This is a genomic window from Ralstonia pickettii, from assembly GCF_000607165.1.
Classification (GTDB): domain Bacteria; phylum Pseudomonadota; class Gammaproteobacteria; order Burkholderiales; family Burkholderiaceae; genus Ralstonia; species Ralstonia holmesii.
Window position 1 is genome coordinate 399,732 of record NZ_JFZG01000008.1, and the last position, 15,714, is coordinate 415,445.

The following is a 15,714-nucleotide window of genomic DNA, read 5'->3' on the forward strand; positions in this document are numbered from 1 at the left end:
GATCGACGTTCTTGTTTCGCTTTACTGCGCCATTTCCTCATGACACGCACGTCTCCTGATGCCACGCCGGCTCTGGCTGAGTCCTCGCCCACGCCGGAAGCTCCGGCCAAACTGCGCCGCCGCGATCGCATCGAGGTGCGCGAATCCGGCGTGCACGGGCGCGGTGTGTATGCCGTGGTGGCCATTGCACGCGGCAAGAAGATCATCGAATACAAGGGTGAGCACATCACGTGGAAGGAGGCACTGCGCCGCCATCCGCATGACCCTTCCGACCCGAATCACACGTTCTACTTCAGCCTGGAAGACGGCAGCGTGATCGACGCCAAGTTTGGTGGCAACCGCGCGCGCTGGATCAACCACGCCTGCAAGCCGAACTGCGAGGCGCGAGAAAAGGATGGCCACGTGTTCATTCACGCGCTGCGCGACATCGAACCCGGCGAAGAACTGTTCTACGACTACGGCCTCGTCATCGAAGGCCGCCAGACCAAGGCACTGAAGGAACAGTTTGCGTGCCGCTGCGGCGCGAAGAAGTGCCGCGGCACGATGCTGGCACCGCCCGAGAAGCGCAAGAAGAAGTAAGCCGAAGGTCGGTCGTTCAGACGGATTCGCTTGCCAGCGGCAGGCGCAACACGAAGCGCATCACGCGGCTGCCATCACGTGCAGTCGCATCGTCAATGGCGACGGTGCCGCCATGCAGACGTACGATGTCGTGCACGATGGCCAGGCCCAGGCCGCTACCTTGCGGTTGTCCGGGGCGGTGGTCCGCATCCCCACGGAAGAAGCGCTGGAAAACTTCACCGCGCCGCTCGGGTGGAATGCCCGGGCCATTGTCTTCCACACTCACCACACCCCACCACTGGGATGCAGCGTCTGCCTCCATACCTGCGCGCAAGGTCACGCGTCCGCCGGCCGGCACGTATTTGATCGCGTTGTCGAGCAGGTTGTTGATGGCCTCGCGCAGCAGCACCGCGTTGGCCAGCACCGGCGCCTGCAAGGAACCCGGCGACGTGGCTTCTTGCGGCCAGGCCTCAAAGCCCAGATCCAGCCCCCGCGCGAGGGCGCGCGGCACCCACTCGGCGCCGGTATCGAACGCCAGCGCGACGAGATCGACCCGCATCGGCGGGCCCAGCTGATCGAGCGTCATGCCTGGCTCGGCACGCGCCAGCGTCAACAACTGGTTGGACAGGCGCACGGCGCGGTTGGCACCTGATTGCAGCTCCAGCAGTGCAGGGCGGGCATCGTCCAACGTCTTTGCATCGACTGCGCGATCGGCATGCAGCTTCAACGCGGTAAGCGGCGTGCGAAGTTGATGTGCAGCGTCTGCGATAAAGGTACGCTGCGCTTCCAGTGCGTCGCGCAGCCGGGCCAGCAGCGCGTTCATCGCATTGATGAGCGGCTGCAGTTCGGCGGGCACGCGTTCCGCCGATTCTGCGGGCAGCGGCGTCACCGATCGTGCGCTTTGCTTGTTGAGCGTGTCGGCCAGCGTCTGCAACGGCTGCAGTTCTTCCTTGAGCACGAGGGAGAGGATCAGCCCCCCGATTGCCAACAGCAAGATCAACGGAATCGATACCGACAGCAGCACTTCCTTGGCGGCCGTATCGCGATGGTCCAGCAGCTCCGCGACTTCCACGACGATGCCGTCTTCGGCCTTCATGGTGTCGGGCGGATTGGATGGGTTGAGTGCCGGTGCCGTCTGCGCCTGCGTTGGCGCAAGCGCTGGGCGCGTGACGTCGTCTTCAGGTTCGGGCGGCACAGGCTGGCGCGGCGAGCGAGGTCTGGGCACCTCAGCACTCACGCCCGGAACGAGCAGATGCACGGCGCGCACCTGTTTGCCGTCGATCCAGCTATAGAACACGCGTGCTTCGCCAATGCGGACCTGGCCCGAACCATAGCCCAGCGGCGTGTCGCGCCCGACCAGCGTGCCTGTGGGACCGGAAATGCGCCAGTAGATGCGGTCTTCGCCGCTGTTCTGTACGAGCGTCTGTGCTGTGAGGGCGATGTCGTAGAGTTTGGCCGCCGGCACGTTCGGGCCAGCGATGCGCAACTGTTCGGCCAGCGTGTTGGCCACGCCCACCAATGCGCGATCGAACACCTGGGCGGTGTAGTGAGCCGCCAGCCAATACGACAGCGCGCCGGTACCGACGATCAAACCAAACAGCGGTGTTGCCAGCGCACGCAACAGATGCAGGCGCAGGCTGATGGCACCGTTGCCAGCACCCTTGGCCGGAGCTGATGAAGCCGACGACGAGGCAGGGCGGTGGCGCTTGAACATGGGCCAGGACTACGCCGGGGCGCGTGCCTGCAACAGGTAACCGAAGCCGCGCACCGTGACGATCTCCGCCTCGGAATGCTCGATCTTGCGGCGTACGCGGTGCACATAGACTTCGATGGCCGTATCGCCCACCACATCATGACTGGCCTCGCCGATGGCGTGCCCGAAGCTGGCAAGGTGGTCCTGCAACTGCACCTTGCTGACGACCCGCCCCTGGCGCAGCATCAGCAACTCCAGCACGGCAAATTCGCGCGGCGACAGTTCCAGCGGCGCGGCATCGACAAAGATGCGCCGTTCCACGCCGCTCATGCGAAGCCGTCCGACAAGGACGTCAGGGCGTGCGGCGGGTTCGGTTGAATCGTTGCGACGGCGCAGCAATGCGCCCACGCGGGCCACCAGTTCGAGCATCTCGAACGGCTTGAGCAGGTAATCGTCGGCACCGGCGTTCAGGCCGTTCACCTTGTCGAGCAGACCGTCGCGTGCCGTCAGGATCAGCACGGGCGTCACGCGATCGCGTGCCCGAAACTGCGACAGCAACGTCATGCCATCGATACCGGGCAGCCCAAGATCGAGGATCACCAGATCGTGTGTCTGCCTGGCGAGTTGTTCAGTGGCAAAGACGCCGTCGTGCACGACATGTACGCGATGCCCGGCTTGTGTGAGTCCGGCATGGATGCCGCTGGCGATGGCACGGTCATCTTCAATCAGCAGGATGCGCATTGACTCGATCCAGAGTGCGGGGCGGAAAAGGCAAAAAGGGGCGATCGGCGTGATTTGGCAGCGCTACAATGCGCGGATGACCGATGCCCTGCTCACCATCACCGATCTGGAGGCCGCCATCAATTTCTGGCGTGCCCGTTCGCCCGCCGAAGGCGAGGAACTGCGGCTGTGTGCCGAGGCGTCGGCGCTGGCCAAGCCGTATGCGCTGATGATTGTACAAGGCGCCACCCGCATCGCCCCTGAGCAATTGGGCGACAAGGCGCGGGCAGCTTATGAGGCGTGGCGCGCAGCCACACAGGGCTGAACGCCAGCATTGCTGGTCGTTACTTTGCGCCGGTGGCGCTCGTGCCTTTCGCGGCCTGCTCGATAAAGCGCGCGAGATCTGCATCACGGTGCGTGAGCCCGTTCGCGTCATGTGTGGACAAGGTGATGTCCACCCGATTCCACACGTTGAACCACTCCGGATGGTGATTCATCTGCTCGGCCTTGATCGCCACGCGCGTCATGAAGCCGAACGCGGCGTTGAAGTCGGCAAAGGTGAAGGTCTTCTGGATGGCGTCGCGCTCGCTCTGTAGCGTCCAGCCGGGCAGTTCGGCAAAGAGGGCCTTGCGTTGGTCTTCGTTCAGGGTCGGCATCATGATGGGGTGCGGAGTTCGGTCTTGAATGCGCGCAGTATAGTCAGCGCTCGACTATCTGCCATCAGATGTCCGCAGTGTCTGCCCAACCTTCGCGGTTGCCGACGTTCAGCACCACATCGCCATCCACCACATCACCCGCGCCAATGGTCGGCAGCGCAGCGAGTTCTTCATACAGCGGCGTGAAGTCCGGGCGCGTGGCATCGAACAACTGTTCGAAGCTGTCGATGGTGAAGTAGGTCTTCTGGAACGTGTCGATCCGGTAGCGCGTGCGCATGATGCGGCGCACGTCAAAGCCGATGCGGTTCGGGCTGGCCGAATCCAGTGCGTACACCGATTCACTCTTGCTCGACACGATGCCCGCACCGTAGATGCGCAGACCAGCCGGTGTGCGGATCAGGCCGAACTCCACCGTGTACCAGTACAGGCGCGCGAGCATGTCGAGCTGGCCCAGGCGAGCGGCCTTCAGGCCACCCTTGCCGTAGGCTTCCATGTAGTCGGCAAAGACCGGGTTAATCAGCAGCGGCACGTGGCCGAAGATATCGTGAAAGCAATCCGGCTCTTGCAGGTAATCGAGCTGATCGGGGCGGCGCATCCACCAGCTTGCGGGGAAACGGCGGTTGGCCAGGTGATCGAAAAACACTTCGTCGGGCACCAGGCCCGGCACAGCAACGATCTGCCAGCCGGTGGCGCGCATCAGCGTCTCGTTGAGCTGGTCGAATGACGGCACGGCATCGCGGCTCATGCCCAGCGTCGACAGGCCTTGCAGGAATTCATCGCACACACGGCCCGGCAGCAGCGCTTCCTGGCGATCGTACAGCGTGCGCCACGTTGCATGATCGGCGGCGGTGTAGCGGTGCACCGGTTGTTGCATGGTGAAGTCGGCGCGTAGCGTCTGGCCATCGAGGCCTTCTGCGAATTGCTCGCGCAGCTTGTCGGTCAGGGTGCCGTTGAAGCCGGCCGGGGCGGCGTTTTGGGCTGCGTCGGGGGCGGTGGTTGCCATGGCCATTTGTAATGTCGATCTTGTGCAATCAGAGTCCGGCCAGTGTATGGGCGCGCCCACGCGGGTTGGCCGCAAAACCACCACCCATTGCGCATTGTTTGCGGAAATCGTGCAGAATTCAGTCTATCAATGCAGGAGATGTGCATGATTTCGCTCGATACCTTCGATCTGGCCCTGCTGGCGGCCCTTCAGCGCGATGGGCGTGCGACGCATCAGCAGCTCTCGGAGCAGGTTCACCTGTCGGCCAGCCAGGTCGGGCGGCGCCTCGCGCGGCTTGAATCGGAAGGCGTGATCGAGGGCTACCGGGTGGTGCTTTCGCCGACGGGGCTGGGATTGGGCGTGACGGTGTTTGCCAGCGTCAAGCTCGCGCACCACGGCGACGCCATCGTCGAACGCTTTCACGAAGAGATCAGCCTGCTCGACGCAGTGCAGGAGTGCTATTCCGTGGCCGGCGACGCCGACTACATGCTGCGTGTGGTGGTGCCCGATCTGCCCGCGCTGTCGGAATTCGTCATGCGCAAGCTGATGCGCGTGCCGGGTGTGGACAACGTGCGTTCCAATATCGTTCTGACGGCCTTGAAGCGGGATGGCGCGTTGCCGCTATCCCACCTTGGTGGGTAGACTCGCGCCTTGCGCCAGGGTGCACGGCGTGTCACGCTGCAAGCCGACATCACTTTGCTGATATGAAACGCCTGTCTTGGGCGGGAGACCATGATGGTTGAGGGACACACCACGCATCCGGTGCACGCGCCGGCGCATCTGTCAGGCGGCTACGGCATGCCGGCACGGGTTCGCGCGTGGTGGGTGGCTGCTGCAGTGGCAGGCGTCACCTATGGCGGCATGCTGACCATGGTGGCCGTCGAAGTGCCACCCGGCACGCCACTGGTGGGCCGCATCGTTGCGCAGCCGCTTTGGAAAATGCTGATGGCGCTGCTGCTGGCGCGCGCCGCCTCGCAGCACGAGATTCCGCGCGAGCGGCGCTGGCTGATCGGCGCGATGGTGTTCTCCGCACTCGGCGATCTATGGCTTGCGCTACCGTGGCTGGCGTTCTCGTTCATGGCGGGGCTGGGCTGTTTCCTGCTGGCGCACTTGTGTTACCTGCGGGTGCTGGTGGGGTTGCGTGGGGCGTCGTCGGCCATCCGCATGATTGGCGTCGGCGTGATGATCGGCGTGGCCATCGGCATGTTGCTGTGGTACTGGCCGGGCCTGGGCGAGTTGAAGGGGCCCGTGATCGTCTACATGCTGGTGCTCTCGGCGATGGTGTGCGCGGCATTGCTTGCGCGCCTGCCTGGGCCGCTGACGGCTTGGGGCGCACTCGCCTTTGCGGCTTCCGACGCCATGATCGGCATCAGCGTGTTCGTCTTCCCGTTTACTGATCACGAGCTGGCGATCTGGTGGAGCTACGCTGCCGCCCAGCTCCTTATCAGCGCCGGCTTGCTTACGCGCCGCACGCCCCCCGCGCGCCGCGCCGCGGCATAAGGTCCGTCCGACGTTTCCTCCGCTGCGGGAGCTCCATGCTGCAGACCCTCGACGCTGCCACCACGGCGGCCCGCTTGCCGTATGCCGCGTTGGCCGATGCCATCGCCCAAGTGTTGCGCGATGCGCGCGCGGGCCGTGCCCAGGCGCCCGCACGGCTTGTGATGCCGGTGGCTGATGGTGGCAGTTTGCTGCTGATGCCGGCGTCCAATGCCGACATCGCCGTCACCAAGATGATCACCGTGCACCCGCACAACCCCGCCCGGGGCTTGGCTGCCATTCACGGCGAGGTGGTGGTGATGGACGCCCGCACCGGCGAGCGCCGGCTCATGCTGGATGGCCCGACTGTCACCGCACACCGCACAGCCGCTGTGTCATTGCTGGCGGCGCGCTTGCTGGCGCCTGAGCCGGCCGGGGATTTGCTGCTGGTCGGCGCCGGGGCCCAGGCACGCGCGCATCTGGAAGCCTTCCGCTTCGGGCTGGGCACACGACGCGTCACGATCATCGCGCGCTCGGCTGCCAGCGCGGATGGGCTGGCGGGGTACGCCCGCGCGCTCGGCATGGATGCCACCGCGCTGGCGGGTGGCGATGCGGCCGGCGTGGCAGATGCTGCCCGTGCGGTGTTGCCGCAGACGCCTCTGGTCATTACCGCCACGCCGTCATCGCAACCGGTGCTGCCGGATTTGGGCGACTCGAGCCACCCTGCCGGCTATGCATGGGGCGCCCACCACTTCATCGCCGCCGTTGGCGCGTTCCGGCCCGACATGGCTGAGCTTCCGCCGCGCTTGTGCGTGCATGCCGCCGCAGTCGACCGGCTGTACGCCGATACCCTGGTCGACCTGGAAGCCGAAGCCGGCGACCTGCTGCAGGCCGGCGTGCCGTGGTCGCGTGTGCGGCCGTTACAACAGTGCGTGGATACGCCGCCGGACACGCTGGCGCAGCCCGCGACGGTGTCGCCAGTGGTATTCAAAAGCGTTGGCAATGCCCTGTGGGATCTGGCCGCGTGCGTGCTCGCCCTGTCCAAGTCCAAGTCTGTTTAAAAACTGAGCATGTGCTGAAGACGCCCGCTGCAGGCTGATCTGGCGCGTTGCCTGTAACAGGAAACCTCTAGAAAAAGGGTTCTAGCCAAGGCAATCAGACGGGATAATGGCCATCCCTTCCGCCTGGGAGGAGACTTAGAACGCACCGCAAACGGTTCAACCGTCTGCATCGGATGCGTCTGACACAGGAGCACATACAGAGATGGCCTATAAAAAAGCACTGGCGGCCGCCGCCGGGATGATCCTCGCCACCGCCGCGCACGCACAGGCTGCCGGCAGCAACATCGTCAGCCTCGGCTGGTTCCGCGTGATGCCGAACAGCTCGAGCGACCCGCTATTGGTGAAGAGCATCGGCGGGATGCCGGTGAATCAATCGCAGTCCGGCACCGGCGCCAAGATCCAGGAAGCCGATACCGTTGGTCTCGCCTTCACGCACTTCTTTACCGACAACATCGCCGTTGAACTGGTCGGCGGCATTCCGCCCCGCCACAAGATCGAAGGCACCGGCGCGCTGTCGGGTTACGGCGAAATCGGCTCGGCCAAGCAATGGAGCCCGGCCGTGCTGGCGAAGTGGTACTTCTTCAACGCCGACACCAAGTTCCGCCCGTATGTCGGCCTGGGCCTGAACTACACGTGGTTCTCCGACGAGAAGATCACGAACAGCGCCTTCCAGACGAAGCTGGCGGGCCCGGGCAGCAAGAGCAACGTGTCGACCGACGGTTCGTTGAACCCGGTGCTGAACGTGGGTGCTACTTACGCCATCACCAAGGACTGGTTCGTTGGCCTGTCGGTGTCGTATCTGCCGCTGAAGACGACGGCAACGATCGACAGCACGACGGCCACCGGTGTCCACGTTGTGAGCGAAGCGAAGATCAAGATCAACCCGGTCGTGACCTTCCTGAACGTCGGCTACCGCTTCTGAGCGGTTTCCGCGCAAACAAAAAGGCGTGCCACAGCGGCACGCCTTTTTGTTGCCCGCACAGGCTTCAGGCGGAGGCTTTGACCGGATAGCCGGCTTGCTCAATGGCGGCCTTGACCGCGTCGGTGCTGGCCCCGCTGGTGACGGCAACGGTCTGCTTATCCAGGTCCACCTTCACATTGGCACCGGCATCGACCTGCTGCACCGCACGCGTGACGGCCGACACGCAATGGCCGCAGCTCATGCCACTCACGGAAAAGGTCGTGGAAGACGTCGTCATGGTTTGCTCCTGAAAGAGGGAAGAGAGAATCACGAGAGAAGTATGAACCTTCCCATCGTTGGAAACGCAAGCGTAAAATGCGGGCTTGACCTTACCAAGATGGGAAGGTCTAGGCTGATGCCATCTTCTTTAGAACGGACGCTTCCATGACCGCCGCCAGCCTTGCCGACGTGACCTCCACCGATCTCGATATCAGCGGGATGACGTGTGCCGCCTGTGCAGGCCGTGTCGAACGTGCCTTGCGCGCCGTGCCTGGCGTGAGCGACGCCAGCGTGAATCTCGCGACCGAGCGCGCTCGCGTGCAGGGCGGTGCCGCCAGCGATGCACTGATCGCCGCTGTGATGGGCGCCGGCTATGAGGCGCGCGTCGCTTCCGATGAAACCGCCGCTCCCTCTGCTGCGCAACCCGACTTCTGGGAAGGTGCCGGCCCCGTGTGGATTGCCGCCGCACTCTCCGTGCCGCTCGTATTGCCGATGATCGCGGGGTGGTTCGGCGGTGACTGGATGTTGCCCGCCTGGGCGCAATGGCTCTTGGCGACGCCGGTGCAGTTCGTGATTGGCGCGCGCTTCTATAAAGCGGGCTGGAAGGCGGTGCGCGCGGGTGCCGGCAATATGGATCTGCTGGTCGCGCTCGGCACGTCGGCGGCGTATGGGTTGTCGCTGTGGCTGTGGGCGCGCGCGGGAGCGGACGGGATGCACCATGAGCCGCACTTGTACTTCGAAAGCGCAGCCGTGGTCATTACGCTGGTACGGCTTGGCAAGTGGCTGGAAGTGCGTGCCAAGCGCCAGACCGCGCAGGCTATCCGGGCGCTGCAGGCACTGCGCCCCGATACCGCTCGCGTGCGTGGCGCCGATGGCACGCTGCGCGATACCTCCGTGGCCCAGGTGCGCGTGGGCGATGTGGTGTCTGTGCGTGCCGGGGAACGCATCCCCGTGGATGCCGTGGTGCTGGAAGGCGCAAGCCACGTCGATGAATCCATGCTGACCGGCGAAAGCCTGCCCGTGCCCAAGCGCGAAGGCGACCGCGTGACTGCCGGCGCCATCGCCACCGATGGCGTGCTGCTTGTGCGCACCACGGCGATCGGCGCAGACACCATGCTCTCGCGCATCATCCGCCTCGTGGAAGACGCGCAGGCCGCCAAGCCGCCGATCCAGCAACTGGTCGACCGCGTAAGCGCGATCTTTGTGCCGGCGGTGCTGGTGGCGGCGTTGCTCACGCTGGCCGGTTGGACCATCGCCGGTGCAGGGTGGGAGACGGCCATCGTCAACGCCGTGGCCGTACTGGTGATTGCCTGCCCATGTGCGCTGGGTCTTGCCACGCCGTCCGCCATCATGGCGGGCACCGGTGCTGGTGCGCGGCGCGGCATCCTGATTGCCGATGCGCAGGCGCTGGAGCGCGCACAGCAGGTGGATTTCGTCGTCTTCGACAAGACGGGCACGCTCACCGTCGGTAAGCCGCGCGTGACGGCGGTCGAAGCGGCATCCGGCATCGGCGCCGACACGCTGCTCGATCAGCTTGCCGCGCTGCAGGCTGAGAACACGCATCCGCTTGCGCAGGCCACGCGCGACTATGCCGAGGAGCAGGGCCGCACAATCACGCCCGCGCAATCGCCGGAAGTGTTGGCTGGACGCGGCACGCGCGGCATCGTGAATGGCGCATCGCTGCAACTCGGCAATGCGCGATGGATGGATGAACTGGGGCTGGATCGCAGTGCATTGCAAGCGCGTGCCGATGCGCTGGAAGCACAAGGCAATACCGTCTCGTGGCTCGCGCAGCGTGATGAAGGCGGCGTGCAACTGCGTGGCCTGATCGCGTTTGGCGATGCACTCAAGCCCGGTGCCCGGGATGCCGTGGCCGCCTTGCAGGCGCGTGGTGTGCGTACCGCGCTCGTGACGGGCGACAATGCAGGCGCCGCGCGCAGCGTGGCCCAGGCATTGGGGATCGACGAAGTGGCTGCGCAAGTGCTGCCGCAAGACAAGGCCGCGCGCGTGACGGCGTGGCAGCAGAGCGGCCATGTGGTTGCGATGGTGGGCGATGGCATCAACGATGCGCCTGCGCTGGCGGCGGCCGATGTCGGCATCGCCATGGCCACGGGCACAGATGTGGCGATGCAAGCCGCCGGTATCACCCTCATGCGTGGTGAGCCGCGTCTGGTGGGCGACGCGCTGGACCTGTCGCGCCGCACCGTCGCCAAGATTCGGCAGAACCTGTTCTGGGCCTTCGTCTATAACGTGGTGGGCATTCCGCTGGCGGCATTCGGCTTGCTGAACCCCACCTTTGCCGGCGCAGCCATGGCGTTCTCCAGCGTGAGCGTGGTCACCAATGCGCTGATGCTGCGCCGCTGGCGCGCCACCGGAGACAACGCATGACGCGTACGGACCTCAACGAGACCCAAGGCCCCGTCAACATTGGCGAGGCCGCGAAGGCCAGTGGCGTGTCGGCCAAGATGATCCGCTACTACGAAAGCATTGGCCTGCTGCCGCCCAGCCCGCGCACCGAAGGCAACTACCGCATGTACGACGCGCGGGCGGTGCACGTGCTGCGCTTTATCCACAGGTCGCGCTCGCTCGGCTTCTCGCTGGAAGAGATTCGCACGCTGCTTTCGCTATGGAACGACCGCGAACGCGCCAGCGCCGATGTGAAGGCCGTCACCCTGCGCCACGTGGCGGATCTCGACGCGCGCATCAGCGAGCTGCAGAGCATGCGCGACACGCTCATGACGCTCGCCAATGCGTGCCACGGTGATGATCGCCCCGATTGCCCGATCCTCCAGAGCGTGGCCGGCGAAGGTGGCGAAGGCGGCGACACCAACGCCTGCTGTCACTGACGGGCCGCTCTACTGACGCGGATTGCGACAGGCGGCGTCTATGCCACAATCTGGCAACCCAAGGAGGAGACGCCGATGACGCAAGCCCCCGCTCAGGCCATCGCCCATCAAGCACTGGAAACGCGCCAGCGCATGAAGGACGGCACTGAACTGCTGGTCCGCACCTGGTTGCCCGAGCCCGACATGGGCACACCGCGTGGCACCGTCATCCTCGTCCACGGCATGGCGGAACACAGCGGCCGCTATCCGCATGTGGCCAAGGTGCTCACCGACCTGGGCCTGCGCGTACGGGCTTTCGACCTGCGCGGCCACGGCAAGAGCGGCGGCCCGCGCATGGCGCTCGACGCGCAAGACAACTACCTCACCGATCTCGCAGAAATCATCGACGCGGCCGTCGCCGAATGGCACGAGATGCCGTTTGTGCTCGGGCACAGCATGGGCGGATTGATCGTCGCGCGCTTCACCACTGCGCGCATCCGGCCCGTGCGTGGCGTGCTGCTGTCATCGCCCGCGCTGCGCGTGAAACTACCGCCCGGGGCGGGCATCGTGCGTGGCGTTCTTTCTGCGCTGGCGCCCAAGCTGGCGGTGCCCAATCCCGTGGACCCGGCCAAGCTCTCGCATGACCCGAGCGTCGCACCGGCCTATCGAGCGGACCCGCTGGTGCAGGGCACAATCAGCGCATCATTGCTGGAGTTCATGCTCAATGCGATCACGCAGGCGCAGCAGGATGCGCCGCGTCTGGAAGCGCCGATGCTGCTGATGGCCGGTGGCGCGGATTCGATTGTCGATCCGTCAGGCAGCCGGGATTTCTATGCGAATGCGCCTGAGGATCTGCGGACCTTGGCGTGGTTCGACAAGGGCTATCACGAGATCTTCAACGAAGCAGAACCGCTGCGTAGTGAGGTGTTTGGGAAGATGACGGAGTGGTTGGCTTCGCGGATTTGATTTGAAGTGAGTTGGTTGCACCACAACAATAAAAACCAATAACACCAAGGAAAAGAAGCACGGAGACATGGAAACCTACGACTACATCATCATCGGCGCAGGGTCCGCAGGCTGCGTCCTCGCCAACCGTTTGACCCGCGACCCCGACGTCTCCGTGCTGCTGCTGGAAGCGGGCGGCAAGGACGATTACCACTGGATCCACATCCCCGTGGGCTATCTGTATTGCATCGGCAACCCGCGCACCGACTGGCTCTATCGCACCCGCGAAGAACCCGGCCTGAATGGCCGATCGCTCGGCTACCCCCGCGGCCGCGTGCTGGGTGGGTGCTCGTCGATCAACGGGATGATCTACATGCGCGGCCAGCGCGAGGATTACGACGGCTGGGCCGCCATCACCGGCGACGATTCATGGAAGTGGGATGCCGTGCTGCCACTGTTCAAGGCCAGCGAGAACCATCACGGCGGCGCGAACGCATGGCACGGCGCGAACGGCGAATGGCGGGTCGAGCCGCAACGCCTGCACTGGCAGGTGCTGGAGACTTTCATCGAGGCGGCCGTGCAGGCGGGCATTCCGCGCACGAGCGACTTCAACCGCGGCGACAACTTCGGCGTCGGCTACTTCGAGGTCAACCAGAAGCGCGGCATTCGTTGGAACACCGCCAAGGGTTTTCTGCGCCCGGCATCGCAGCGGCCGAACCTGACGATCGTCACGGGTGCGCAAGTGCGGGCGCTGACGTTTGACGGCAAGCGCTGCACCGGCGTGACGTATCGCGGGGCCGGGCAGGACTACACGGTGGCCGCGCGCGAAGAGGTGATCCTTTCGGCCGGCGCGATCAACTCGCCGCAGTTGCTGGAGCTGGCGGGCATCGGCCAGCCGGAGCGTCTGCAAGCGCTTGGCATTCCGGTGCGCCAGGCATTGCCGGGTGTGGGAGAAAACCTGCAGGACCATCTGCAACTGCGGAGCGTGGTCAAGGTGAACGGCGTGCCCACCCTCAACACGCGCGCTTCCAAATGGTGGGGCAAGGCGCTCATCGGCATGCAATACGCGTTCAACCAGAGCGGGCCGATGAGCATGGCGCCGTCGCAGCTGGGCGTGTTCGCGCGCTCGAATCCGCACGTGTCGCGGCCCGACGTGGAGTATCACGTGCAGCCGCTTTCGCTCGACAAGTTTGGCGATCCGCTGCACGCGTTCAATGCGTTTACCGCGAGCGTGTGCAACCTGCGGCCGACCTCGCGCGGCACGGTGCATGTCACGTCTGCCGACCCGTTTGCTGCGCCGAGCATCGCCCCGAACTACTTGTCCACAGAGGAAGACCGCAAGGTCGCGGCCGATTCGCTGCGCCTCACGCGCCGCATCGTTGCACAGCCGGCCTTGGCGCAATACAAGCCCGAGGAGTACCTGCCCGGCGCGAGGTTTCAAACCGACGAGGATCTCGCCCGCGCCGCCGGCGAGATCGGCACGACCATCTTCCACCCGGTCGGCACGTGCCGCATGGGGCGCGCCGATGATGCAAACGCGGTGGTCGACGCCCAACTGCGGGTGCGCGGCATCGAAGGGCTGCGGGTCGTCGACGCGTCCGTCATGCCGACGATTACGTCGGGCAATACCAACTCACCGACGATCATGATTGCGGAGAAGGCGAGCGAGATGATCCGTGCCGCGCGCAAGGCCCGTGCCCGCGGCGAGGCCCTGCCAGCCTGACGCCGGTTCCGATACCGATGACACGGGCGTGACACACCGCCCGTGTCATATGAATACGCAATCCGCATTGCCCCGATAGGTAACTCTACGTAACTCCCTCCTGTGAGGCGGAAAGCCAATACCGGTGCGGGTTTCCGGGGCGTAAGCGGGGTGTAATCGTCTCGGTAAAAACCCCGATGTTTTGCAACGCAACAGCCGTTGACAATCATCCGCACCATAAAAAGGGCGGGAGACAAGAGGGAATCATGGCGCAGGACATCATTCTCGAAACGCGCGGACTGACCAAGGGCTTCAAAGGCTTTACCGCCGTGTCCGACGTCAACCTGCGCGTGCAGCGTGGGTCCATCCATGCGCTCATCGGCCCGAACGGCGCCGGCAAGACGACCTGTTTCAACCTGCTGACCAAATTCCTGGTGCCCACGCGCGGCACGATTCTGTTCAACGGCGTCGATATCACCTCGGAAAAGCCGGCGCAGATCGCACGCCGCGGCGTGATCCGCTCGTTCCAGATCTCCGCCGTGTTTCCGCATCTGACGGTGATGGAAAACGTTCGCGTTGGTTTGCAGCGGCAGCTCGGTACGGCGTACGCATTCTGGCGCAGCGAGCAGTCGCTCAACACGTTGAATACGCGGGCGATGGAGCTGCTCGAACAGGTGGGCCTGACGCAGTTCGCGCACACCGTGACGGTGGAGCTGCCCTACGGCCGCAAGCGCGCGCTGGAAATTGCCACCACGCTGGCGATGGAGCCCGAGCTGATGCTGCTCGACGAGCCCACGCAGGGCATGGGCCACGAAGACGTGGACCGTGTAACGGAGCTGATCAAGCGCGTCGCGCAGGGCCGCACGATCCTGATGGTCGAACACAACATGAACGTGGTTTCGTCCATCGCCGACAAGATCACGGTGCTGCAGCGCGGCCAGATCCTGGCCGAAGGCCCGTACGAAGACGTCTCGAAGAACCCGCAGGTGATGGAAGCCTATATGGGCACCGCCGATGCGGCGCTGGAAGGCCATTGAGCCCATTGAGGCCACTGATCGACGCTGATCGATCACGCGACGCGGCTGCATGCCGCGTATCAAACGTAAGCGAACGCTAGACCCGAACACACGAGAACACTGCATGAGCACGCCCGCGCTCCAGATCAAGGACCTGCACGCCTGGTACGGCGAATCGCACATCCTGCATGGTGTCGACCTGACCGTGAACCGCGGCGAGGTCGTCACGCTGCTCGGCCGCAATGGCGCGGGCCGCACCACCACGCTGCGCGCCATCATGGGCCTGGTGGGCACGCGCAAGGGCTCCATCGTCGTGCATGACGCGAGCGGCCAGGGGGTAGAAACGATCGACCTGCCCACGCACAAGATCGCCCATTGCAGCATCGGCTACTGCCCCGAAGAGCGCGGCATTTTCTCGAGCCTCTCGTGCGAAGAGAACCTGATGCTGCCGCCGGTATTGAAGGGCCAGGTGGCCAAGACCGGCAATGCCGGCATGAGCATCGACGAGATCTACGAGATGTTCCCGAACCTGGCCGAGCGCCGCCAGAGCCAGGGCACGCGCCTGTCGGGGGGCGAGCAGCAGATGCTGGCGGTGGGGCGCATCTTGCGCACCGGCGCGAACCTGCTGCTGCTCGATGAGATTTCCGAAGGACTGGCCCCGGTGATCGTGCAGGCGCTGGCCCGCATGATCCTGATGCTCAAGAAGCGTGGCTACACGGTGGTGATGGTGGAGCAGAACTTCCGCTTTGCCGCGCCGCTGGCAGACCGCTTCTATGTGATGGAACACGGCCGCATCGTCGAGCGCTTCGAAGCGGCGCAGTTGCAGGACAAGATGCCGGTGCTGCACGAGCTGCTCGGCGTTTAAGGCGTTTTCCCGATCGATTTGCAAGACCCTTGCGC

17 protein-coding genes are annotated in these 15,714 nt (G+C 64.8%); 12 read left to right on the plus strand and 5 right to left on the minus strand.

The window, feature by feature from the left end:
- Positions 1–39: 39 nt before the first annotated feature.
- Positions 40–579: an SET domain-containing protein gene (locus BG83_RS0113335; RefSeq protein WP_024977196.1), complete on the plus strand. Its 540-nt coding sequence runs from the start codon at positions 40–42 to the stop codon at positions 577–579.
- 16 nt (positions 580–595) lie between these two features.
- On the opposite strand, the gene BG83_RS0113340 is transcribed toward BG83_RS0113335, so the two are convergent.
- Together BG83_RS0113340 and BG83_RS0113345 are read right to left on the minus strand one after the other, a co-directional pair.
- Positions 596–2,272 (minus strand): sensor histidine kinase, encoded by a 1,677-nt coding sequence (locus tag BG83_RS0113340; RefSeq protein WP_024977197.1) that lies wholly within the window; start codon positions 2,270–2,272, stop codon positions 596–598.
- Between the two features lie 9 nt (positions 2,273–2,281).
- Positions 2,282–2,992, minus strand: coding sequence for a response regulator transcription factor (locus BG83_RS0113345; RefSeq protein ID WP_024977198.1), 711 nt, complete (start codon positions 2,990–2,992; stop codon positions 2,282–2,284).
- 76 nt (positions 2,993–3,068) lie between these two features.
- Here BG83_RS0113345 and BG83_RS0113350 point away from each other — a divergent pair, with 76 nt between their 5' ends.
- A complete protein-coding gene (locus BG83_RS0113350; RefSeq protein ID WP_024973951.1) occupies positions 3,069–3,296 on the plus strand; it encodes a DUF3717 domain-containing protein in 228 nt (75 codons plus the stop codon).
- Positions 3,297–3,315: 19 nt separating this feature from the next.
- Here BG83_RS0113350 and BG83_RS0113355 read toward each other — a convergent pair whose 3' ends face one another.
- Together BG83_RS0113355 and phhA are read right to left on the minus strand one after the other, a co-directional pair.
- Positions 3,316–3,630 carry a 4a-hydroxytetrahydrobiopterin dehydratase gene (locus tag BG83_RS0113355; protein WP_024977199.1) on the minus strand — a complete coding sequence of 105 codons (315 nt, stop codon included), beginning with the start codon at positions 3,628–3,630 and terminating at the stop codon, positions 3,316–3,318.
- Positions 3,631–3,691: 61 nt separating this feature from the next.
- Positions 3,692–4,636: a phenylalanine 4-monooxygenase gene (gene phhA, locus BG83_RS0113360; protein ID WP_024977200.1), complete on the minus strand. Its 945-nt coding sequence runs from the start codon at positions 4,634–4,636 to the stop codon at positions 3,692–3,694.
- A 138-nt stretch (positions 4,637–4,774) separates the two neighbouring features.
- Between phhA and BG83_RS0113365 the strand changes: the two genes are divergently transcribed.
- The 4 genes from BG83_RS0113365 (at position 4,775) to BG83_RS0113380 (ending at position 8,068) form a co-directional block, all read left to right on the plus strand.
- Positions 4,775–5,251: an Lrp/AsnC family transcriptional regulator gene (locus tag BG83_RS0113365; RefSeq protein WP_004628561.1), complete on the plus strand. Its 477-nt coding sequence runs from the start codon at positions 4,775–4,777 to the stop codon at positions 5,249–5,251.
- Between the two features lie 93 nt (positions 5,252–5,344).
- A complete protein-coding gene (locus BG83_RS0113370; RefSeq protein ID WP_024977201.1) occupies positions 5,345–6,109 on the plus strand; it encodes a lysoplasmalogenase in 765 nt (254 codons plus the stop codon).
- A gap of 35 nt (positions 6,110–6,144) precedes the next feature.
- Positions 6,145–7,146 carry a delta(1)-pyrroline-2-carboxylate reductase family protein gene (locus BG83_RS0113375; protein ID WP_024977202.1) on the plus strand — a complete coding sequence of 334 codons (1,002 nt, stop codon included), beginning with the start codon at positions 6,145–6,147 and terminating at the stop codon, positions 7,144–7,146.
- Between the two features lie 202 nt (positions 7,147–7,348).
- Complete coding sequence (locus tag BG83_RS0113380; RefSeq protein WP_024977203.1) at positions 7,349–8,068, plus strand: OmpW/AlkL family protein; 720 nt, start codon at positions 7,349–7,351, stop codon at positions 8,066–8,068.
- A 64-nt stretch (positions 8,069–8,132) separates the two neighbouring features.
- Here BG83_RS0113380 and BG83_RS0113385 read toward each other — a convergent pair whose 3' ends face one another.
- The gene (locus BG83_RS0113385; RefSeq protein WP_024977204.1) at positions 8,133–8,345 is read right to left on the minus strand and encodes a heavy-metal-associated domain-containing protein; all 213 of its coding nucleotides are present in this window, start codon (positions 8,343–8,345) and stop codon (positions 8,133–8,135) included.
- A 146-nt stretch (positions 8,346–8,491) separates the two neighbouring features.
- Between BG83_RS0113385 and BG83_RS0113390 the strand changes: the two genes are divergently transcribed.
- From BG83_RS0113390 to BG83_RS0113415, 6 genes are all read left to right on the plus strand, one after another.
- Positions 8,492–10,714: a heavy metal translocating P-type ATPase gene (locus tag BG83_RS0113390; protein ID WP_024977205.1), complete on the plus strand. Its 2,223-nt coding sequence runs from the start codon at positions 8,492–8,494 to the stop codon at positions 10,712–10,714.
- Entirely contained in the window at positions 10,711–11,172 is a 462-nt protein-coding gene (cueR, locus tag BG83_RS0113395) for a Cu(I)-responsive transcriptional regulator (protein WP_024977206.1), read from the plus strand. Before BG83_RS0113390 ends, cueR begins: the two co-directional genes overlap by 4 nt.
- A gap of 75 nt (positions 11,173–11,247) precedes the next feature.
- Entirely contained in the window at positions 11,248–12,117 is an 870-nt protein-coding gene (locus BG83_RS0113400; RefSeq protein ID WP_024977207.1) for an alpha/beta hydrolase, read from the plus strand.
- A gap of 67 nt (positions 12,118–12,184) precedes the next feature.
- Complete coding sequence (locus tag BG83_RS0113405) at positions 12,185–13,819, plus strand: GMC family oxidoreductase (RefSeq protein ID WP_024977208.1); 1,635 nt, start codon at positions 12,185–12,187, stop codon at positions 13,817–13,819.
- Positions 13,820–14,064: 245 nt separating this feature from the next.
- The gene (locus BG83_RS0113410) at positions 14,065–14,835 is read left to right on the plus strand and encodes an ABC transporter ATP-binding protein (protein ID WP_024977209.1); all 771 of its coding nucleotides are present in this window, start codon (positions 14,065–14,067) and stop codon (positions 14,833–14,835) included.
- 103 nt (positions 14,836–14,938) lie between these two features.
- Positions 14,939–15,679: an ABC transporter ATP-binding protein gene (locus BG83_RS0113415; protein WP_024977210.1), complete on the plus strand. Its 741-nt coding sequence runs from the start codon at positions 14,939–14,941 to the stop codon at positions 15,677–15,679.
- The last annotated feature ends 35 nt before the right edge of the window (positions 15,680–15,714 follow it).